22 protein-coding genes are annotated in these 18,604 nt (G+C 42.2%); 13 read left to right on the forward strand and 9 right to left on the reverse strand.

The window, feature by feature from the left end; translation table 11 throughout:
• Positions 1 to 89 precede the first annotated feature (89 nt).
• The 4 genes from ACOOFG_RS06040 (at position 90) to ACOOFG_RS06055 (ending at position 5,539) form a co-directional block, all read left to right on the forward strand.
• On the forward strand, positions 90 to 1,604 hold the full coding sequence (locus ACOOFG_RS06040) for an adenylate/guanylate cyclase domain-containing protein (protein WP_420420577.1): 1,515 nt from the start codon (positions 90 to 92) through the stop codon (positions 1,602 to 1,604).
• Positions 1,605 to 1,830: 226 nt separating this feature from the next.
• The gene (locus ACOOFG_RS06045) at positions 1,831 to 2,295 is read left to right on the forward strand and encodes a general glycosylation pathway protein (RefSeq protein WP_420420578.1); all 465 of its coding nucleotides are present in this window, start codon (positions 1,831 to 1,833) and stop codon (positions 2,293 to 2,295) included.
• 106 nt (positions 2,296 to 2,401) lie between these two features.
• Positions 2,402 to 5,071 carry a cation-translocating P-type ATPase gene (locus ACOOFG_RS06050; RefSeq protein WP_420420579.1) on the forward strand — a complete coding sequence of 890 codons (2,670 nt, stop codon included), beginning with the start codon at positions 2,402 to 2,404 and terminating at the stop codon, positions 5,069 to 5,071.
• 18 nt (positions 5,072 to 5,089) lie between these two features.
• Complete coding sequence (locus ACOOFG_RS06055) at positions 5,090 to 5,539, forward strand: hypothetical protein (protein WP_420420580.1); 450 nt, start codon at positions 5,090 to 5,092, stop codon at positions 5,537 to 5,539.
• Here the strand turns inward: ACOOFG_RS06055 and ACOOFG_RS06060 are convergent.
• The 4 genes from ACOOFG_RS06060 to ACOOFG_RS06075 form a co-directional block, all read right to left on the reverse strand.
• Entirely contained in the window at positions 5,536 to 6,153 is a 618-nt protein-coding gene (locus ACOOFG_RS06060; protein WP_420420581.1) for a hypothetical protein, read from the reverse strand. The genes ACOOFG_RS06055 and ACOOFG_RS06060 overlap by 4 nt on opposite strands.
• Before the next feature lie 51 nt (positions 6,154 to 6,204).
• The gene (locus tag ACOOFG_RS06065; RefSeq protein WP_420420582.1) at positions 6,205 to 6,870 is read right to left on the reverse strand and encodes a uracil-DNA glycosylase; all 666 of its coding nucleotides are present in this window, start codon (positions 6,868 to 6,870) and stop codon (positions 6,205 to 6,207) included.
• The gene (locus ACOOFG_RS06070; RefSeq protein ID WP_420420583.1) at positions 6,857 to 7,264 is read right to left on the reverse strand and encodes a PspC domain-containing protein; all 408 of its coding nucleotides are present in this window, start codon (positions 7,262 to 7,264) and stop codon (positions 6,857 to 6,859) included. Before ACOOFG_RS06070 ends, ACOOFG_RS06065 begins: the two co-directional genes overlap by 14 nt.
• Positions 7,265 to 7,334: 70 nt before the next feature.
• The gene (locus tag ACOOFG_RS06075) at positions 7,335 to 8,174 is read right to left on the reverse strand and encodes an RluA family pseudouridine synthase (protein ID WP_420420584.1); all 840 of its coding nucleotides are present in this window, start codon (positions 8,172 to 8,174) and stop codon (positions 7,335 to 7,337) included.
• A gap of 91 nt (positions 8,175 to 8,265) precedes the next feature.
• On the opposite strand from ACOOFG_RS06075, the gene ACOOFG_RS06080 reads away from it, so the two are divergent.
• The 5 genes from ACOOFG_RS06080 (at position 8,266) to ACOOFG_RS06100 (ending at position 11,311) form a co-directional block, all read left to right on the forward strand.
• A complete protein-coding gene (locus tag ACOOFG_RS06080) occupies positions 8,266 to 8,667 on the forward strand; it encodes an Hsp20/alpha crystallin family protein (protein WP_420420585.1) in 402 nt (133 codons plus the stop codon).
• Positions 8,668 to 8,671: 4 nt separating this feature from the next.
• On the forward strand, positions 8,672 to 9,079 hold the full coding sequence (locus ACOOFG_RS06085) for an S-adenosylmethionine decarboxylase family protein (protein WP_420420586.1): 408 nt from the start codon (positions 8,672 to 8,674) through the stop codon (positions 9,077 to 9,079).
• Positions 9,080 to 9,586, forward strand: coding sequence for a type 1 glutamine amidotransferase domain-containing protein (locus tag ACOOFG_RS06090; protein ID WP_420420587.1), 507 nt, complete (start codon positions 9,080 to 9,082; stop codon positions 9,584 to 9,586).
• Positions 9,583 to 10,095, forward strand: coding sequence for an acyloxyacyl hydrolase (locus tag ACOOFG_RS06095; protein WP_420420588.1), 513 nt, complete (start codon positions 9,583 to 9,585; stop codon positions 10,093 to 10,095). The genes ACOOFG_RS06090 and ACOOFG_RS06095 overlap by 4 nt, the downstream gene beginning before the upstream one ends.
• Before the next feature lie 244 nt (positions 10,096 to 10,339).
• Positions 10,340 to 11,311 (forward strand): YheT family hydrolase, encoded by a 972-nt coding sequence (locus tag ACOOFG_RS06100; RefSeq protein ID WP_420420589.1) that lies wholly within the window; start codon positions 10,340 to 10,342, stop codon positions 11,309 to 11,311.
• A gap of 159 nt (positions 11,312 to 11,470) precedes the next feature.
• Here the strand turns inward: ACOOFG_RS06100 and ACOOFG_RS06105 are convergent, their stop codons facing one another.
• The 5 genes from ACOOFG_RS06105 to ACOOFG_RS06125 form a co-directional block, all read right to left on the reverse strand.
• Positions 11,471 to 11,845, reverse strand: coding sequence for a glutaredoxin family protein (locus ACOOFG_RS06105; protein ID WP_420420590.1), 375 nt, complete (start codon positions 11,843 to 11,845; stop codon positions 11,471 to 11,473).
• 1 nt (position 11,846) lies between these two features.
• The gene (locus ACOOFG_RS06110) at positions 11,847 to 12,950 is read right to left on the reverse strand and encodes a hypothetical protein (protein ID WP_420420591.1); all 1,104 of its coding nucleotides are present in this window, start codon (positions 12,948 to 12,950) and stop codon (positions 11,847 to 11,849) included.
• A 77-nt stretch (positions 12,951 to 13,027) separates the two neighbouring features.
• Positions 13,028 to 13,753 (reverse strand): hypothetical protein, encoded by a 726-nt coding sequence (locus ACOOFG_RS06115; RefSeq protein WP_420420592.1) that lies wholly within the window; start codon positions 13,751 to 13,753, stop codon positions 13,028 to 13,030.
• An 18-nt stretch (positions 13,754 to 13,771) separates the two neighbouring features.
• Complete coding sequence (locus tag ACOOFG_RS06120) at positions 13,772 to 14,284, reverse strand: hypothetical protein (RefSeq protein ID WP_420420593.1); 513 nt, start codon at positions 14,282 to 14,284, stop codon at positions 13,772 to 13,774.
• Positions 14,285 to 14,347: 63 nt separating this feature from the next.
• Positions 14,348 to 14,956: a hypothetical protein gene (locus tag ACOOFG_RS06125; RefSeq protein ID WP_420420594.1), complete on the reverse strand. Its 609-nt coding sequence runs from the start codon at positions 14,954 to 14,956 to the stop codon at positions 14,348 to 14,350.
• Between the two features lie 215 nt (positions 14,957 to 15,171).
• Between ACOOFG_RS06125 and ACOOFG_RS06130 the strand changes: the two genes are divergently transcribed.
• From ACOOFG_RS06130 to ACOOFG_RS06145, 4 genes are all read left to right on the forward strand, one after another.
• Positions 15,172 to 15,672 (forward strand): hypothetical protein, encoded by a 501-nt coding sequence (locus tag ACOOFG_RS06130; RefSeq protein ID WP_420420595.1) that lies wholly within the window; start codon positions 15,172 to 15,174, stop codon positions 15,670 to 15,672.
• Positions 15,673 to 15,944: 272 nt separating this feature from the next.
• A complete protein-coding gene (locus ACOOFG_RS06135; RefSeq protein ID WP_420420596.1) occupies positions 15,945 to 17,372 on the forward strand; it encodes a hypothetical protein in 1,428 nt (475 codons plus the stop codon).
• A 148-nt stretch (positions 17,373 to 17,520) separates the two neighbouring features.
• Positions 17,521 to 18,048, forward strand: coding sequence for a hypothetical protein (locus tag ACOOFG_RS06140; RefSeq protein WP_420420597.1), 528 nt, complete (start codon positions 17,521 to 17,523; stop codon positions 18,046 to 18,048).
• 20 nt (positions 18,049 to 18,068) lie between these two features.
• A complete protein-coding gene (locus tag ACOOFG_RS06145) occupies positions 18,069 to 18,572 on the forward strand; it encodes a hypothetical protein (RefSeq protein ID WP_420420598.1) in 504 nt (167 codons plus the stop codon).
• The last annotated feature ends 32 nt before the right edge of the window (positions 18,573 to 18,604 follow it).

Consider the following 18,604-nt stretch of genomic DNA (forward strand, 5'->3'; position numbering starts at 1 on the left):
CAACGTGCCCGTTGATCAAAAACCCCCTCAAGAATTAAGTTGTGACTTAAGAGGCAGTGAGACGTCAATGCCTCCATTAGGGGAAGATCATGAAGTTCCGCACAAAGTTATTTTACTCTTTCATTTCCTTAGGGTTAATGAGCACGCTCTTAGCTCTTTTCATCATTTATGGGGAGGCTTCCCGCCTGATTTTTAATGAGATTCGGAGTAAAATCCTCTCTTTGGTTTCAAACACGGTTCAATTGATCGATCCCAGTGAATTGCAAACCTTTGTCGATTCAAAAGGAAATAAAGACCAGCCCGCGTATCAAGATCTAAAGCGTGAGCTATTCGAAATTCGTAACCTCAACCGTCGGACCGATGTCTACGTCCAATACGTTTACATCCTTCGGAAAATTCCCGATTCTGATCGCTATTTCTTTGTGATCGATGCAGAAGAGGGGAGACGGTTCCTTTCTGAGTATGGGGATCCCTTTCCCGCTAGTATCCAACTTCCACCCGATCCAAGAAAAGCCTATGTGACTAAAAACATCTATTCCGATGCCTGGGGAACTTGGATTACGGGTTATGCCCCCATCTTTGATGCCCAAGGAAAGGAAATAGGCCTACTTGGAATTGATGTCCGTACCAAAGAGATCTACATGGAGCTCGAGAAACTGCTCCTCTATGGACTCATTGCCTTTGCCATCTCTATTTTTGTCGGAATTGTCTTCGCATACTTCTTGTCCAAGCTGGTTTCCTCCTCCTTATCAGTCCTTTGTGATACGGTGAAGCAGATTGGAAAAGGGGAGTTTAATTCCCGCTCACCCCTACATACCCGCGATGAGTTTAACGAGCTTTCCATTGCCATCAACACAATGGCCAAGGGACTCGAAGAACGGGAACGTCTTAAAATGGGTTTTGCACGTTACGTTTCCCAGTATGCATTAGAAGAACTACTCAAACTCGATAAACCCATCACCCTAGAAGGGGAAAGGAAAAAGGTCACTATCCTCTTTTCAGACATCCGCCAATTCACAACCATTGCGGAAAAGCTCCCTCCAGAAGAAGTGCTTAAACTCCTCAATGAGTACTTCAAAGAAATGATCGAGGTCATCTTTAACTATGGAGGAACACTCGATAAATTCATCGGAGATGGACTCATGGTCGAGTTTGGAGCTCCGCTTGACGATAAACTCCAAGAACTCCATGCCGTCTTAGCTGCCATTCACATGCAACTCCGCCTCAATAAGCTTTGTGAAAAATGGGCCCAAGAAGGCCGCGATCAACTGTCGATGGGAATTGGAATCCATACAGGACTCGCCGTTTTAGGAAATATCGGTTCTGAAAGACGGATGGAATACACCGCGATTGGTGACACCGTCAATGTCGCTTCACGTCTCGAGTGGCTCACCAAAAGGCTGCAAAAGCCCATTATCATCTCAAAACCAGTCTATGATAAAGTCAAAGATCACTTTGTCTTTGAGGACCTCAATGAAACCAAACTTCCTGGTCGGATGGGAAACACTCAAGTTTATGCCATCCATCCTCAATTACAAGAAAATCTCAGCCAAGTTGAACTCGCTCATGAATTCCACAACCTGCCCGAAGAACACGAAGAATAAACAAGCTCTAACTGAAAATTTTTTTCTTGTCTTTTTCTTGGGCTTTCACGTATGTCAAAACTAATGAACCTATCCCACTATTTTAAACTATGTTTTTCGTCTCTTTTTTCCCAAATTCTAGTGCCAATTCTAACCCTACTTTCTCAAGTATGTCCGTCGAAATGGCACTAGAATTTGAAAAAAAAACCGTCCAAAAACCATTTCTTTACAATAGCGGGAAAGGTTCATGAAAAAAGAAACTGAAAACACCATCGTCAACCTTTCAAACTTCGGCTACATTTCAGGCTGTATTGTCCTTTATTTAGTTGCGCTGTGTATTCTCATTTCAGCTGTTTGGAGCATCATTCACGACATGTATACAGGAGTGTATACCGTTTACAAAATTCTCGATGAAGTTGGCCTGATCGTTTTTGCCATGGCAGTCATTGATGTCGGTAAATACCTCATGCTTGAAGAAGTTTTGAGAAGAGAAAGGGCCCATAATCCCAAACAGTCTCGCAAGACTCTCACCAAGTTTGCAATCATCATTGCTTCTGCTCTTTCTCTCGAAGGGCTCGTTCTCACGATCGAAGTTGCAAAGCAAGATGTCAATAAACTCCTCTATCCTGTATCTGTCCTCTTAACAGCAACTTTCTACATCATTGGAATTGGGATTTATCAAAAGCTGAATGCCAGTGCCGAGAAAGACTAGGTCACAGCTCAACCAACAAAACTTCAGGTACAGTTTGCATGCATACAGGGATATGGACAAGATTACGATTATCTTTTATTGATAATAATAAATCATAGTTGATTTTATGGATTGGCATTCTCTAGAAATTCAAAACGTTTTGAATAACTTATGTTCAAAAGACGAAGGATTGGGTGATCAAGAAGTCAAAAAGCGATTGGAAGAGTACGGGCCAAACGAGATCACAGAAAAAAAACGCCTTTCGCTTGTTCGTATTTTCATTCGTCAGTTTTTTAACCCTCTTATATGGATTCTACTCGCCGCTGCTGTGTTGAAATTTTTTCTCGCTTCTCTTGTGGACGGAGTGGTGATCCTGTTAACAATCCTTTTCATGGTAATCATTGCTTTTTTCCAAGAAGCTAAAGCCGAAAAAACAATGAAAGCTCTCAAGAATTTAACTTCTCCTCAAGCAAAAGTTAAAAGAGCTGGAGCTTTGAAGAAGATTCCATCTCAAGAATGCGTCCCAGGTGATCTTGTCGTGTTAGAAGCAGGAGATCGTATTCCTGCAGATGCTCGACTGCTACAAGTTTCCAACTTTCAAGTGAACGAAGCTTCTTTGACAGGAGAATCTTTACCAATTGAGAAAAACATTGATCCTATTCCTCGAGAAACCCAGCTAGCCGACCGAAAAAACATGGTTTATACTGGCACTGTTGTGTCCCATGGAAAAGCACTCGCAGTGATTTGTGCAACTGGCATGATGACTGAGTTTGGAAAGATCGCAGAGCAACTCCAAAAGTCACCCAAGCAACTGACACCGCTTCAAGAAAGTGTGAAAAGATTAGGGCATTGGATGCTAGTTGTAATTATGGGAATTGTCTTGGGTTTTCTTGGAATCGGAACCTACCTTGAGATGGATTGGATTGAGCTATTTATCCTTTGCGTCGCCATCGCCGTTGCAGCAATTCCTGAAGGCCTTCCGGCAACAGTGACAGTTGTCCTAGCTGCAGGTGTTCACCGGCTGTCTAAAAAGAAAGGCATTATTCGAAAGCTTCTTGCTGTTGAAACATTGGGTGCAACTAATGTCATATGCTCTGATAAAACCGGAACACTCACTCTCAACCTTATGACCCTTGTTGAGGTTTCAACCTTGAATCATAAAGTTTCGCTAGAAAGAGAAAGATTTCAACTAAATGATTCAACTTTCCGAGGAACGGAAGATCCAGACTTGCTTATGGCGCTCAAAATAGGGGCCCTATGTAATGATGCAGCCTACGTTCATAGCGGGGATCAAGTCACACTCCTAGGTGATCCAACAGAGGTTGCTATTTTGCAGGCATTTGATCACTTAGAACTAGATAAAACTAGTTTAGATGAAGGCAATCCTAGAGAGGAAGAAATCCCTTTTAGCAGCGAACTTCAATGGATGGCGACACTGAATTCTATGAAAGAGGGAAAATGTCTTCTCATGAAAGGCTCCCCTGAAAAGATCCTAACATTTTGCACCCATCTCTTGAAAAACGGGGAAGTCGAGAAATTATCTAAAAGCGATCAAGACGCTTTTCATCACAGTTTGCAAGAAATGGCTCAAAGAGGACTTCGAGTGTTGGCAACAGCCTATAAACCTCTAGCCTCGGAAAAATTTGACGAAAACACTGCAAAAAAAGATCTCATATTTGCTGGATTTCTAGGAATGATCGACCCACCAAGAGAGGAAGCAAAGCTGGCAATTGAAAAGTGCAAGCAAGCTGGGATTACAGTAAAAATGATCACTGGCGACAATCACATGACCGCTGAAGCAATTGCTAAGCAACTTAATCTCAATTCTGATGGAGTCGTCACAGGACGTCAACTTGATGAATTGAGTGATGAAGCTCTTAGAGAAACGGTTAGAAAGACCCATATTTTTGCTCGCATCGAGCCGTTACATAAGCTCCGTATCGTTCATGCGTGCAAGGCTTTAAAACAACTTGTTGGAATGACGGGAGATGGTGTCAATGACGCTCCCGCCTTGGAAGCTGCAGATATTGGCATTTCTATGGGGATAACTGGAACAGATGTGGCAAAGGAATCTTCTGATATCATTTTAACAGATGATAATTTCGCGACTATTGTCGACTGCGTTGAAGAAGGACGTGTGATCTTTAATCGCCTGCGTCATGTGACCGCATTTTTGTTAACGACTTGTTTTGGCGAAGTCATCACTATTCTGCTCGCTTTTCTTACCTTTCATGTTTCACCATTAGAGCCACTTCAGATTTTGTGGATCAATTTAGTGACGGGCTCTATGATCGCGATCCCAATCGGAATGGAGCCAAAAGAAGGTGATGAACTGATATATCCTCCACGAGGTTATGGGGTAGGAATGATTTTTCCAGGCATGGTGCTACGGATCATCTATCTTTCAATAGCCTTAAGCATTGGCGCCTTTTTGATTTTCTATTTTTCTTTGAATTCAAGTGATTTAACTCATGCACGCAGCATGACTTTTTGCTCAATTGTGCTTTATGAATGGTTCATGGCGTTGCAAATGCGATCTGATGAGCGCTCAGCTTTCCAACTGAGCTTTTTTAAAAATAAGATGCTAAATATCTCGAGTCTTATCGCATTAAGTTTACTGATACTCATCCTCTATGTTCCGGTTTTAGAGCAAACTTTCATGACAACTTTTTTAACATGGCAAGACTGGATATTTTGCGTGCTGCCAGGTTGCAGTATCTTAATCCTTGAAGCTGTTAGGAAAAAGTTTTTTCCGAAATTATTCGCCTATGGTAAGTGGCAGAAAGGAACATTCTAAATTCTGAAGGAGAAATTCATGACAATAGGGAAAAAATACCTAAACGCTGAAATGAAACTGTCTAAAACTCTTAGGGATTTTTCTCCTTACCTACTTTTTTGGGTCTATGGGGTCATCTACTTTTGGTATGGTTTATTAAAAATCTTTGGAATCAGTCCTGTAGAAGAGCTGGTCCAAAAAGCAACGCAATGGATTTTTGCGCATGAGTTCGTCATTATGCTTGGGCTTTGGGAATGTTTACTAGGCCTATTCCTTTTTATTCCCCGCTTGCGTCGTATTGGACTGTTACTTCTGTTTCTTCAATTTCCAGGAACTTTCATGCCTCTTTTTACCAACCCTGAAGATTGCTTCACTGTCTTTCCCTTCGGGCTAACGTTAGAAGGTCAATATATTTTAAAAAATTTGATCCTAATTTGCGGCGGACTCGTCATGGTTGGTGCTCTCCATGGCAAGTCTTCAGGTCTTTAACCATTCGTTGGGTTGAAGGATTCGATGAATTGCGCAAGTTGGTTGTGCACCTGCTCCCGCTCATGTACTGGGTAGGAGATTTCAACCTTGTAGAGGACATTTCCGACGAGGATCAGCGTGCCTGCCGTCTCTTGATCTCCCATGTAATGCTCAAAATCAAGCGATGGGAAAGACTTAAAAGTATTGGTGCTTTGACCAACGAGGTGAGCGCCTTTGAGTTGGTTGACAACGACTTTCATGGCCCCTTTCAGAACCATTTTTGAGCCCCACTTGAGCCAATCTTGTGGAAGAACAGTATAGCTGACCGAAATCACTCTTTCTCCTTCACAGCACTGAAACTCATGGTAGGGGAGTGTGTCATCACTTCTTGGAATCGGAAAGTCTTTTGTGATGTGCTCGGGTTTCTTTGGAAACTGAACCGAAAATTTCTCTTCTTTTGGATTGAACTTGATCCAGGACTCGATGCCCTGACCTTTACCCACAACGTGATGGATGTCAAACGCCAAGGCTTTGTCGCGCATCATGTCGTAAACTTTATATCCACCAAAAGCAATTCCTATGAGGAGAATTGAGATGAAAAAGTATTTCGAGAGTGAGAATTTTTTAGATTGCATTTTCCTTACCCGTAATTTTGAATTTCAGCAAATAGTATAGAAAACAACCGATTAAAAATCAATGTGATGTTTAATTTGATTTAAGACTGAAATAAACATTTCTTCAGTTAGCTTTCCAGTATAAGTATTTTGTGGGCTCGGATGATAGGAAGTGAATAAATCAATCTTATCAAAACTTACTAAATTTCCATGTTTAAACGGCTGTTTACTTAGATTCAAATTCTCTTTATTTAATACGTTAAATATAGCCTTATAGGCGAGTTCTCCTAGGGCCAAAACAGCCTTTAGATGGGGAAGTAAAGCAAATTCTTGTTTGAGATAGGGGAGGCAATTGTCACATTCTTCTTTGAGAGGGCGATTTTGAGGGGGAGCACATTTGACAGCGGCCGTGATGTAGCACCCTTTGAGCTGGAGTCCATCGTCTTTAGAGAAAGATGTCTGCTGATTGGCAAAACCAGCTTTATAGAGCATTTTCATCAAAAATCGAGCAGATTCATCACCGGTAAAAATCCGCCCTGTGCGGTTGCCTCCATGTGCTGATGGCGCAAGTCCTAATATTAACAGCCGGGCTTCGGGATCTCCATAACCAGGGGCAGGTTCACGAAGATAGGCTTCATCTTTGTAGGAAGAGCGTTTTGGCAGGGTTTCACGATATTCAACAAGGCGTGGGCACTTGCGGCAAGCAGAGACAATTTGATTGAGCTCACTTAACGTCATCGGGTTTTTCGGGAATAATCAATGTTCCAACAATGTAGCCCACTAAAACAGGAACCACCCCTGTAATCAAAAGGGCAAATAACACAACAAGACGAACGATGGTGGGGTCGATACTCAGCGCTTCGGCAATCCCGCCGCAGATTCCTGAAATTTTTCGATCCCGGACCGAACGATAAAGCTTCTTACATTCAAAATCGATGTAAGTCGGGGGACCGAGAGGGATGAGCATCCAAGCCACAATGTAGAGGATTAAAACAGGAAGAACTCCTGTGAAAATACAAACCATCACGAGGATCAGACGAATAATCGTTGGATCGATTTTTAAAAATTGCCCTAAACCACCACAGACTCCGGCAACTTTTTTATCCCAACGATCTCGAAATAGATGTTTCATGAACCTGTCCCGCTGTTGTGATTTGGGAAAAAAGGAACGAAAAGCATGGTTTCAAAATAGTGGGATAGATTCACTTATTCCTCTTGAAGTAACGATTAAATGTTGTCGGAGGAAGGGATTTAAACTCCATCTTTTTCTTTGTCACTGGGTGAACAAACGACAGTAATGACGCATGAAGCCCCAGTCTTCTAAGAGGGTTTTTGGTCGCGCCATATTTCATGTCTCCCACAACGGGAAATCCCGCTTCGCTTGCATGGACCCGAATTTGATTTTTTCGACCAGTTTCTAAGGTGACTTGAACTGCGGTATAATCACCCTTACGTTGCATCACTTTATAATGGGTGATCGCTTCCTTGCCTTCTGGGTGAGAAGAGACGAAATAACTTGCATCTTCTTTGAGCAGACTTTTCCACATGCCTTTCTTTTGTTCGATCGATCCTTCTAAAACAGCTAGGTATTGCCGTCCCATAGTGTGCAAGTGAAACTGCTTTTTCAACCCTTCTTTGGCACGTTCTGTATAAGCAAAGACCATCACACCGGAAGTTTCGCGATCAAGCCGATGCACAGGGAGAACCCGCTTGGCAACACCTCGCCCCTTTAAGGCCGCATGGACTGTTTCTTTGTCTTCAAAATGGGTTGCCACGCTGAGAAGGCCTGCGGGCTTTTGAACCACGACTAAGTCTTTGTCTTCATAGAGGATTTTGATGCCAAAGGAGGTGTGTTTCACTTTGTCTTCAAAGCTAAGCTCAGTCCCTTTCGAGATGGCGATCTGAGGGAAGCGAAGCAGCTGCCCCGCGCGCACAATCCGTCCATTTTTGATCCAACTGCGCAGGGTCGTTTTCGAGCTATCGGGAAACAGCTCCTCCAAAACTTCTAAAAGTGATGCTGATTTTTTGGCTTTTAATTGCATGTTAGACATCATAACATATTTTCGATTTTGACAAGAAGTTCAACTGTCAATTAAAATCATCTCTTACAAGTTCTTGCTAGGGAGGCATTTCATGCATAGAAGACACGACATTTCAAAACCTTTTTGGACACCATTTAGCTTGGATGATGAAGGCGAGTGGGACTTTGCCGCGTCTGACTTATCTGGACTGAGTGTCTATGAAGAAGGAGATGCGATCTATATTGAAGCCTCACTTCCTGGACTTTCTTCTGATGAAGTCGAAGTTTATCAAGATCATGGATACATCGTGATTGAGGGGAAAAAGCAAGAAGAGACCAAAGAAAGAAAATATTACCGCAAGGCATCACGCGCCTTTTGTTACCGCCTTCCTGTACCTTCTGTGGCAGAAAAAGACGCTGATCCAGAGGCAACGTATAAAGATGGTCTAATGAAGCTCAAATTCAAAAAAGGGACCAAAAAGAAAAAACCAATTCCGATTAAAGAAGAGGGTTAACTCTATGAAAAAGCTCCTATTTATTTTCCTATTTGCAACGTTTGCGCTCCATGCAAGTGAAGAACCTGAACAGAAATTTAAAGGGCGGCACTCGCTTGCAAGCTACCATGAGTGCGACGTCACAGCACTTTATGACACCGAAAGTTTGCGCTCCGCTTTCCTTTCTGCGATTGAAGCATCAGGCGCACACACCCTTTCATTTACTGAACATCTCTTCGATGAAGGTGCATACACACTTGTTGTCCTTCTCGAAGAAAGTCATGCGACATTGCACTCTCATCCAGAATGTAAGGCTTGCTTTGTCGACCTCTTTACAGCAGGAGACACCTGTGATCCAAAACCCTTTCATCACGCTTTAATCGAATACTTAAGACCTGCTCTTTCAAATCTCAACTCAATTGAACGAGGTTAAATGAAAAAAGTCGCCGCGCTCATAGATAACTCCTTTGAAGAAATGGAGCTCTTATACCCTGTCTTTCGCTTACAAGAAGAAGGGCACCAAATCACCCTTGTGGGTCCTGCTGATCAGACGGTATATAAAGGGAAAAACGGGTACAGTTACAAAAGCCAAATCTCTTACAAGGCTCTTAAAGCTAAAGAATTTGATGCCATTCTCATCCCAGGAGGATTTGCACCCGACCGTTTCCGCCGTATTCCTGAAGTCTTAGCCTGCGTTCGGGAGATGGATCAAGCTAAGAAACCCATTGCCTTCATCTGCCATGGAGGATGGGTGCCGATCTCTGCTAAGATCCTTCAAGGGAAAAAAGCAACCGGTACCACAGCGATTAAAGATGATTTGGAAAACGCTGGAGCCATTTGGGTGGACGAACCTGTGGTGATAGATGGACATCTGATAAGTTCCAGAACACCCGTCGATCTTCCGCAATTTGGCCGCGCACTTGTAGAGGCTCTTAAATGAAAAACCTGTTGGGTCTTCTCCTTCTTGTTCCATGCCTTCTTTTCGCTCAGGATAAAGAGAAACCCCAACCTATCGACGACCCCCGTCTTCTATCTATTGGCACCGGTGTTTTCAGCATCGTGCGCAAAACGAAAGTTTTGAATTTCCAACTTGAATACCGCTCAGATCTTGCTATCTACAAAAACAGCTTTATATTCATCCGGCCTCTTCTCGGAGTCATGGCAACAACGAAAGGCTCTACCTACTTCTATGGAGGGGTTGCTTTTGACTTTTTCCTGACAAAATTTCTCGTTTTCACTCCCAGCTTTGCTCCTGGATTCTACATCAAAGGGGGAGGGATAGAGCTCGGGTTACCACTTGAGTTCCGCTCCTCAGCCGAACTTGCATACCGATTCAAAAACAAGTCTCGTTTAGGAGCGATGTTTTATCATATGTCCAATGCTAGCTTAGGTTTTAGAAACCCAGGGACTGAGTGTCTCGTCTTCTTCTATGCCCTCCCGCTTTATTAAGCTTTTGTTAAGAGTTTTCTTTTATTCACTTTCAAGCAGATAAAAAATAATTTCCAAAACCTATTTTTTTTTATTTTAGCCAAGTTATAATGGCATTAGGGGATGCCAATAATGCGTTAAAGCCGAGTTGGCAAAAGAGAAAGAAGGAACCCACGAATAGATTTAACTTGTTTAATTTGTGAAAGATGAGTTTTTCACAGACGGGGATCCTTGCGGCCAAAAAATTGGAGAAGGGGAGTTTTTCATGTCTGGGTCTGGTCAACCTACGTTTAAACCATTTCCACTGTTTACTGGATGCCACACACAGACAATTGCGGCCTCATTTCTAACCTTTGCTCGAAACCCCAATTCTACCACCCGTTTTGTGTACCTCTCCGATGGAGATCGGATCACTTATGAAGTGAGCACACCCAAAAATTGGAAAGTTACAGATCCTACAGTTGTGATGGTCCACGGCCTTTGTGGTTCTTACCGTTCGCCTTACCTCGTGAGACTTGCTAAGAAACTCGACAAGCGCAACATACGGACAATCAGGATCAACCTCAGAGGCTGTGGGACCGGAAGAGGACATGCTAAGAAAATGTACCATGTTGATGGCAGCAATGATGTCTGGCATGCGCTTAAAAAAATCAAACACGAAACTCCTGATTCGCCTCTGACCCTGATGGGATTTTCACTTGGTGGAAACATCGTTCTGAAAATGGCTGGGGAATGGGGCGAAGAAGCTGAGCAGGTTGTCGACAAGGTGATTGCAATCAACCCACCCATCGACATGTATGCAAGCGTTCGACTGCTGAGCAAAAACAAGGTGTATGAACGCTATTTTATGCGCTATTTGCGCTCTGATGTGCTGTTTCGACACAATCACTTTGAAGACATGCCACCGATTGAAATTCCAACGGGAATGTCCCTTCTGGAATTTGATGAGTTTTACATCGCTCCTGAGTCAGGCTATGAATCAGCACAAGACTATTATTATGCAACGAGTTCTGGGCGACTGATTCCTGAAATCCAGGTCAGTTCCCATATCCTCTTTGCAAAAGATGACCCCATTGTGGATTGCAATGTGATGGATGATGTTTCTGTTCCACAAAATGTTGACATTCTCGTGACTGAACAAGGGGGACATTTGGGTTATCTTGGAATACCAGGTCAAGAAGGGGGTTTCCACTGGATGGATTCTATACTCCTCCAGTGGATTTTTAATGAGGACTAGATAGTGTCGTCAAAAGAGGGGTAATAAAGAAGCTGCTCATGGAAGAAAAGTTCAAGGCGATTAGATAGCAGGAAGCCCAAATCGGGCTTTCGAAGGAAGGCAACGATGAAATTTTCTCCAGGAGTCGATTAAGGATTGACCAACTTGTGACAAAACTATCTAATACTTTCCCTGATTATCCGAAAGCCATTTCATGATCCAAGCCGACTCGTAGTGAGCCACGCCATTGATGAAGAGGCAGGGAACTTGGCTTTTATGACCAACAGAAATGAGTTCACGATAAGCCTGTGAGTTCCGATCTGTCACGTCTTTTACAGGAATAGTCTTTCCAAGTTTTTTGAGATGCTTCATGACGTTGACGCAGAAGGGGCAACGCGGCTTGATGTAGAGTATAACGTGGTACTCCTTTTGAGCCACAGGTCTCGCATCATCGTAGGTCACTTCAAAGTTTTCAAAGTTCATGGCTACAGCTGGAGTTTCAGCTGAAATCTCTTCAACTTGGTTGGGGATGTCATAGTCCATTGGGATATCCATTCTAATCTCCTACTTTGTTCGGAAACAGAAACTTTAACCCAAATTCATATATCATTGAAGCGGTTTGTTGCTGTAACTTGGAATAGAACTGCCGAGAAGACGACTGATTTTCTTGCTTTAAGTCGACTTGGTAGAGGTAGCACATCGGCTCAGCAAAAAGAAGGAGTTCATGTGCACGTACTGGAGAGAGAGGTTTTCTTAAAGAAATTTCGGTCACATCGCCAAAAAGTTGCCCAAATTTGGACACCACATCACCTCTGCAAACAAACCCCCGGTAGGCAGGTCTTTCACCTTGCGCTAGAGCATTCCACTTTTCAACAAGATCTGTAGCCACGCCTGGGAAATTAAACGCATAAGACATTTCATGAGATGCATTGCTCAAGAAAGCATGTTCATGCAGCAAAGTGTAAGCAACAATCACACCTCCTAAGCTGTGCCCAATCGCTCGAGCTTTGCCGCGCTCTGCCGTCACAGTTTTTAGCCATCTGTGGAGGTTTTTTTCTGCATTTTCAAAAAGGCTCCGCCCTGGTCCCTTTGGATCAAGATCGCTAATGATCGAAGCGCGGCCACCCTCACTCACAAAAGAAAAATCTGTTCCACGAAAGAGCAACAGTGGCGCTCCTTGATGATAGTCAGCACTCACAAACCCAAAAGCACGGACCTTACTCCAAAGATCAAAGACTTTATCGACGACAAAAGTCGACATGTGGACAGTTTGATCAGGTCCAAGAGTCGGAATGGGGATTTTATCGCCCTCTTTTAATTCACGATAAGCCAAAACCTTGGCTAATACTTCAGCCGTAGCGTAGTCACAAAGTTGTGGGTTTAAGATTTCATCGTGAATCAGTCGGAGAATCCGGCAGGTTTCTTCCAAGTCTTTTGCTTTATTTGTCACTTGGCAAATGATTCCTTTTGATGCTGACCTTTTGCGATAGGTTTGCCCTAGTTGATGGAGAGCGTCGCTGCAGTTTTCAAGGATCTGACATTCACGATGGTGATCGAGTTCGTAGCAACGGGAAGGGTATTTGAAAAGCCAAGATAGAAAAACTTCCCAATAACGGAATGTTTGGGCTGAAAAAGAAGAATCAGAATGTGCTTCGTCCATGTACTCTTACTCACATCTACGAGGGACAATCTTTCATATCCCTCGTCTTTGACCATAGCAAGAGTGGGATTTTCCCATCAATCGTAGAGCTTTTTCCTTTCAGGGCGAGTGCCACCCGTTCTAGACCCAACATGAAGACTACCTCCACTGATAGGCGTTGGAAACTCTCTTTGAGTTGAGCCCGAGCCCAGAGGATTTGAGCTTCCTCCAAAATGCCACGACCTTGAAAGATCACATGACTTAGAGCCACCAGTTGGAAGATGGTGATGCTTTCTTTCTTCGCTCGCACTCTTCCTGTACGGTCTATGACCAGAAGTATGGGTTGTTGTGGTGATTGTTGCAGGCTTTCCATCTCCTGTCACCACAGGAACATGATGATGGTGGCTGCGAGAAGGGGGCACATAAGGGGAGTCATGAAAACTCCTTGGAGGATTGCTTCTTGGAGGATAATAAGTGGGAGTTTTAGGAGGGGGGATGTAGTAAGGAGACGTCCTGCGTCTCTCCCAAGTTGGAGGAGGATACGACTCAGGCCTTGGAGGAGGCATGTGACGGAAAAACTCTCCAATAAACTCAAACACCTTCGAAAGACTTCCAAAGATAAAGATTGCAGCCCCGGTTACAAGAATAATGCCTCCTGCCCACTTGTCTATTCCTGGTAGCAGATACTTAAAGCTAAAATAGGTTCCAGCTAAGGTTGCAAGTAATGTAAGCGACCTTGTGGTCATCTGACTCTCCGATCCATAAGCATTCATCATGTAATTGGTAGGAAGAGTCAGCAATTTTGTATTTTGAATTGTTGACATATCTCACCTCAAAACGGATTACGGTTTGTCTTTCTTCACAGGTCTTTCACCAGAAGTTTTGGATCCTACATGAACTGTCGCCTTTCCTTGATCAGTATTCACTGTCACTCCATGAGAGGGGATGTGACTTGGTGTAGTCGAACCTGCGTTTGGCTTAGGATGCCCAGAGCCTTTCTTTACCGGCCGTGTGCCCGATGTCTTGAACCCGGGATTTAATGTATTCTGAGGAGTTGGATCATCTCCGCCGCCCCACATGTTTGCAGTTCCAGACTTTGAGGGGTTATTAAACAGTCCTGAAACGTACTCTAAAAGCTTTTCTAAACCTCCAAAGAGGAAGAAAGCTCCACCAGTGAGAACGGTGATCCCTCCGACCCATTTGTTCATGCTTGGAGGAAGATAAGTGTAACTCAAATAGGTTGCAGTAATCGTCAACGCTAAAGTCAGTCCTTTTTGCGTATTCGATAAATCCTTTGAACCAAACGCATCCATTGCGTAGTTTGCAGGGAATAGATTTGCTTGAATCTTAGTCATATTTCACCTCATGAATTTTAGAAGGGCTCCAACTAGATTGCGTTAGAGCCCAAAAGTTTTTACTTATAGGGGGACGTTATTTGCTCTCACAAACTTGACAAAGTCTAAGTTTTCGTAGCTAATGAGAATGAACTTGCTACTAGAAACAAAGCGAGAGTACCAGTTGTCATAAACGCCAATGATGACAGTTTCACCCTTTTCCCAATTTTGGATGTGCTTGATGTCATGTGGGTCGAGTCTCCAACAAGTTTGGTTGCCACGTCCATCGATTAAGATGATTTCTCCTTCATAGGGATCAATGTGGAAAATGCGATTTGTAAAGTGATGATCCATCACTGGTCCTACATGGTAGTTCGCACCAACATAAGTTCCTGTATGACGATTGGTGATGAAAAACTCAGAGCTTGAAAACCAATAAGGATTGGGAGAAATCGTTAGTGGAGAATTTGTCTTCCACTCCATGACTTCTTCTCGATCTGCGTCGACAATTTCAAACTGAGCTCCATCTTGGAGTTCAATCAAAGATCCATCGATTCCTTTTGCAGCTAGAAGTTGAGTTCCCTGCGGTAGAATGAAATGTTCTTGAACGGGAGTATAAGGAGTGACATCAGCCACGCAAAATGTCGTGAAACTGAGCAGTACGATACAAATTTGGAAGAATCTTTTCATCATAACGATACCTTTCCTGTTTTTTTTCAACGTATTGTAACAAATTTGATCCAGGATCCTAAATCACTCGGGATTAAAAGAAAATAAAAAACTCCTTTACACTCTCTTCACACACCGTTGTTGTTTAGCGACTTTCCACTCACAACAAAGCCGGTTTTTAATGGGTGATTTTTTTATCTGCAAACCGTATAATCTTTGCAAAAAAACGGAGGAAAACAATGACTCAAATCGTCTCGAATTTTATCAAAACAAATAGCTATTCAACACTCGCTGCATCGTCTCTTTGCGCAGTAACTGCCTGTGAAATGGCCATTCGAACAATAGGAGACCTCGGCAATAAAATCTCAGGATCTAAACATGAAGATTTAGATTGGAATCTCAGTGCTAATTTAGGAGGAGCTATCTTCTATAGTCTTTGTGCAGCCAACTTGGTTCCTGGATCTGCAAAAATAGGAGCTCTCAGCTTTTCGTTTTATAGTATTACAGACTTCAGTCATTGTCCAGATCGATATCTAACTTCAAGAATTATTGACAACATCTTCAAAGAAGCACTGCTACCTATAATAGAGAGAGTCTCTGAATTAACAAGTCTGATCCTATCGAGAATTCCTCTGCCTGTTACTCCTGTTTGGTGGGCTATTGCAGCACTTAGCACAGCTATCTTAATATATCACTCACCTTTATTAGAACAAGCTAAAAGCTTAACCTGTGTTGGTTAAGAAAAAATGCTGTAAGTTAGCTTGAAAAGTAAGAATCACTGTGTTCTTCTCAAATTTTTCCAAACTCTCATCAAATTTGTTGGAATAAACCTTATTTGATATGCAATGTTGCTCTCATCATTTATCAACTCGGCGCTCATATTGCTAAGGGAACACAGTTTTTGTCCTCCTCATTAATGAATCGATAAGTTCATTGTAAAGAAGAAGCGTTTCTCTCATAATTGAATCTTACAACCTGAGAAACGCAAGGTTTTTCACAAAATGTGAGTGTGATGCAGATATTTACTAAAATGACCCTACTTTTTCTCTTGATTCATTTTTTAGCAGCTGCCTCAGAAGTTGAAGTTCCTAAGGATCTATTGCACAAAGGAAAGCCTCTTCCTAATTATTACTTTTTTTGGTTTGCCAATCACCCAGAGACTATTGATTTGAGTGGTGAGTTAGAAGAAGTTGGGCCAGGTCAAGATCGCATTACCTTCGAATGGGACTATCTTGGATCTTATCATGGAAAATATCATCTACTTAAAACCTATTACTGGGAAACCGGTGCCATGGGAAAGTTCACGCAACTTCTTCTAATCAAACGTGAAGGAGATCTGCTAGTGGTCACCGATGTTATTTACGGGGGAGACCGCCATGCAAGCAGTATATTTTGTGCAAGTCAAGAGGGAGACAGAGTCGTCTATACACAAGGAGTGACATCGGGTGGTATACTCGAGATCGCATTAGAATTATTTCCTGAAATCGAACCACTTTACAAAAGAAGCTCTAAAAAAGGCTTGTGTTATGGTGAAGGATGTTTTTGGGGAAGCAATACATATGTTGCAACGGTCACACCCGAAGGAAAGTTTCATAATCATCTGCTGTTGTACTATCGTACCCCTGAGGGAGAATCGCCCCCTGATAAGAAATACTCAAAAGATGAGTTTAAAGCAGTCGCTTTAGACATGCTGTATGATATTGACCGAGATAAGCCTGAAGAACTTAAACAAGATGGGATAGCCTTTTCCCCTAGCTGTTTTCGCAAAATTCTCGAAGATGATCTTAAAGAGATTGAAATGAGTCCTCGCTTTTTCAACCTTGTATCAGATCAAAGTGAATCCAGTAGCTGGTCTTCTAGTTTTAGTTGGGACTATATCGGAAAAATTAATAAGCATTTTCTAATCAATGCTTCTATCAATGAGATTGAGAAGCATTTTTTTGGAATTTACGCAATCGCTCGAGAAAAAAATGTCTTAAAAAAAGTTGCGCGGATTTTTCATGAAAAGGATAACAGGTACTCGCATCCTTTTGATTTGAAAGTTGAAGGGGAGTCATTAACTTATTGGAAAAAAGTTACTTGTAAGAACCTTTTTCAGTTGTTTTGTGAGAAGTTTCCTCTGTTGAGCTCAAAAGCAGACAAGAAGAAATGGTCTACTGACAATGAGAGTTTAGATGGCGGTTTAGTCAAAATGAGGCTGCAAATTTCAGCTGATGGACGTTTGAGAGAAAACGTATTCATAGGTTTTATGAGCAGCGCGGATCCATTAAGAGAAGAGCGAGAACTTGTCATGCAGAAAAAATCTCTCGTTCCGATGGATAAAGCGCTTCTATTTACTGGGGTCGAAATGCCCAACCCTTATGAGTTTGACCGCGAGATCAATGAAGAGCAGCTCATGGAGTTCTTCCAACGAGCTTTGAAACGTGCAACACAGCTCTAAAATTTCAGCAATTAAAAATTTTTTTTACCAGCCGCACTCCTGCGTAACACCTATCCAAATCCTTATAATATACATTAAATTTTAATGGTTTAATTTTATTATGAAAAAAATAATAATCATTACAAAAAAAGAAAAACGGAGGAAAACAATGACTCAAATCGTCTCAAATTTTATCCAAACGAATAGCTATTGGACAATCGCTGCATCGTCTCTTTGCGCAGTCACTACTATCGAAATGGCTATCAGAACAATAGGAGGTCTCGGCGCCAAAATCTCTGGATCAGACCAGAGAAGTTTATATGAGAACCTAAAAAATAATCTCGCAGGAACAATCTTTTACGCTCTTTGTGCTGCCAACATAGTTCCTGGTTCAGCAAAACTTGGGGCTCTTGTTTTCACAAGCTACAGCGCTTTTTCAAAAACACCTCCTTCTGAAGCATATTTGACATCAATTGTTCTTAACAATATTGCACTCAAAGTCATTGCACCTACATACGAAAAAACTACAAATCTAATAAAAAATATCTTGGCTCAAATCACATTTCCAGAAACACCTCTTTGGCGAGTCGTTTCAATTACTGTACTCGCTATCGGAGCTTACCATTTTGGTCCAAAGATTGCAGCTGGAACAAAATCTCTGATGACTCCACTTGTCAATCAAGTACTTGGAAATTAACTAGCGATGTCGGGAAAATTATGACTCAAATCGTCTCAAATTTTATCAAAACGAATAGCTATTCAACTCTTGCAGCTTCCTCTTTTTGTGCTATAACTGCGATGGAAATTGCTTTTAATGCCATCAAAGATTTTCAAAGAGAATTATCAGAGCCTAAAGATCCACTGACCAAGAAGCATTCCATTACAAACCTACTCAGAGCAACTTACTGCGCTATTTCTGCTGCCAATTTGACTCAGGGCTCAGCAATAACTGGTGCATTCATACTCCTCCAAACTACGAGTGAAAACAATGATACCTATAATACAGTTAAGCTCTTAGGCTGGATTACAAATTCCGTGACATCCCCCATAGCAGAAACGACTACGAAAGTGGCTTCTCAAATTTTTCCAAATATTCATTTAATTTGTTGGGACAAGCCTCGTTTGGCATTTAGTTTTGCTCTTATAATTTATCAACTTAGCGCTCATATTTTGAAGGGGACACAGTTTTTATCCACCTCATTAATGAACCGAGTCACATAAATAAAACAGACAAGCTCATTGCAAGAAACAAC

It is taken from the genome of Simkania sp., assembly GCF_965215465.1.
Classification (GTDB): domain Bacteria; phylum Chlamydiota; class Chlamydiia; order Chlamydiales; family Simkaniaceae; genus Simkania.

Coding starts and splice junctions, on each gene's coding strand:
- ACOOFG_RS06040 (WP_420420577.1), top strand. CDS start 90: ATGAAGTTCCGCACAAAGTTATTTTACTCTTTCATTTCCTTAGGGTTA.
- ACOOFG_RS06045 (WP_420420578.1), top strand. CDS start 1,831: ATGAAAAAAGAAACTGAAAACACCATCGTCAACCTTTCAAACTTCGGC.
- ACOOFG_RS06050 (WP_420420579.1), top strand. CDS start 2,402: ATGGATTGGCATTCTCTAGAAATTCAAAACGTTTTGAATAACTTATGT.
- ACOOFG_RS06055 (WP_420420580.1), top strand. CDS start 5,090: ATGACAATAGGGAAAAAATACCTAAACGCTGAAATGAAACTGTCTAAA.
- ACOOFG_RS06060 (WP_420420581.1), bottom strand. CDS start 6,153: ATGCAATCTAAAAAATTCTCACTCTCGAAATACTTTTTCATCTCAATT.
- ACOOFG_RS06065 (WP_420420582.1), bottom strand. CDS start 6,870: ATGACGTTAAGTGAGCTCAATCAAATTGTCTCTGCTTGCCGCAAGTGC.
- ACOOFG_RS06070 (WP_420420583.1), bottom strand. CDS start 7,264: ATGAAACATCTATTTCGAGATCGTTGGGATAAAAAAGTTGCCGGAGTC.
- ACOOFG_RS06075 (WP_420420584.1), bottom strand. CDS start 8,174: ATGCAATTAAAAGCCAAAAAATCAGCATCACTTTTAGAAGTTTTGGAG.
- ACOOFG_RS06080 (WP_420420585.1), top strand. CDS start 8,266: ATGCATAGAAGACACGACATTTCAAAACCTTTTTGGACACCATTTAGC.
- ACOOFG_RS06085 (WP_420420586.1), top strand. CDS start 8,672: ATGAAAAAGCTCCTATTTATTTTCCTATTTGCAACGTTTGCGCTCCAT.
- ACOOFG_RS06090 (WP_420420587.1), top strand. CDS start 9,080: ATGAAAAAAGTCGCCGCGCTCATAGATAACTCCTTTGAAGAAATGGAG.
- ACOOFG_RS06095 (WP_420420588.1), top strand. CDS start 9,583: ATGAAAAACCTGTTGGGTCTTCTCCTTCTTGTTCCATGCCTTCTTTTC.
- ACOOFG_RS06100 (WP_420420589.1), top strand. CDS start 10,340: ATGTCTGGGTCTGGTCAACCTACGTTTAAACCATTTCCACTGTTTACT.
- ACOOFG_RS06105 (WP_420420590.1), bottom strand. CDS start 11,845: ATGGATATCCCAATGGACTATGACATCCCCAACCAAGTTGAAGAGATT.
- ACOOFG_RS06110 (WP_420420591.1), bottom strand. CDS start 12,950: ATGGACGAAGCACATTCTGATTCTTCTTTTTCAGCCCAAACATTCCGT.
- ACOOFG_RS06115 (WP_420420592.1), bottom strand. CDS start 13,753: ATGTCAACAATTCAAAATACAAAATTGCTGACTCTTCCTACCAATTAC.
- ACOOFG_RS06120 (WP_420420593.1), bottom strand. CDS start 14,284: ATGACTAAGATTCAAGCAAATCTATTCCCTGCAAACTACGCAATGGAT.
- ACOOFG_RS06125 (WP_420420594.1), bottom strand. CDS start 14,956: ATGATGAAAAGATTCTTCCAAATTTGTATCGTACTGCTCAGTTTCACG.
- ACOOFG_RS06130 (WP_420420595.1), top strand. CDS start 15,172: ATGACTCAAATCGTCTCGAATTTTATCAAAACAAATAGCTATTCAACA.
- ACOOFG_RS06135 (WP_420420596.1), top strand. CDS start 15,945: ATGCAGATATTTACTAAAATGACCCTACTTTTTCTCTTGATTCATTTT.
- ACOOFG_RS06140 (WP_420420597.1), top strand. CDS start 17,521: ATGACTCAAATCGTCTCAAATTTTATCCAAACGAATAGCTATTGGACA.
- ACOOFG_RS06145 (WP_420420598.1), top strand. CDS start 18,069: ATGACTCAAATCGTCTCAAATTTTATCAAAACGAATAGCTATTCAACT.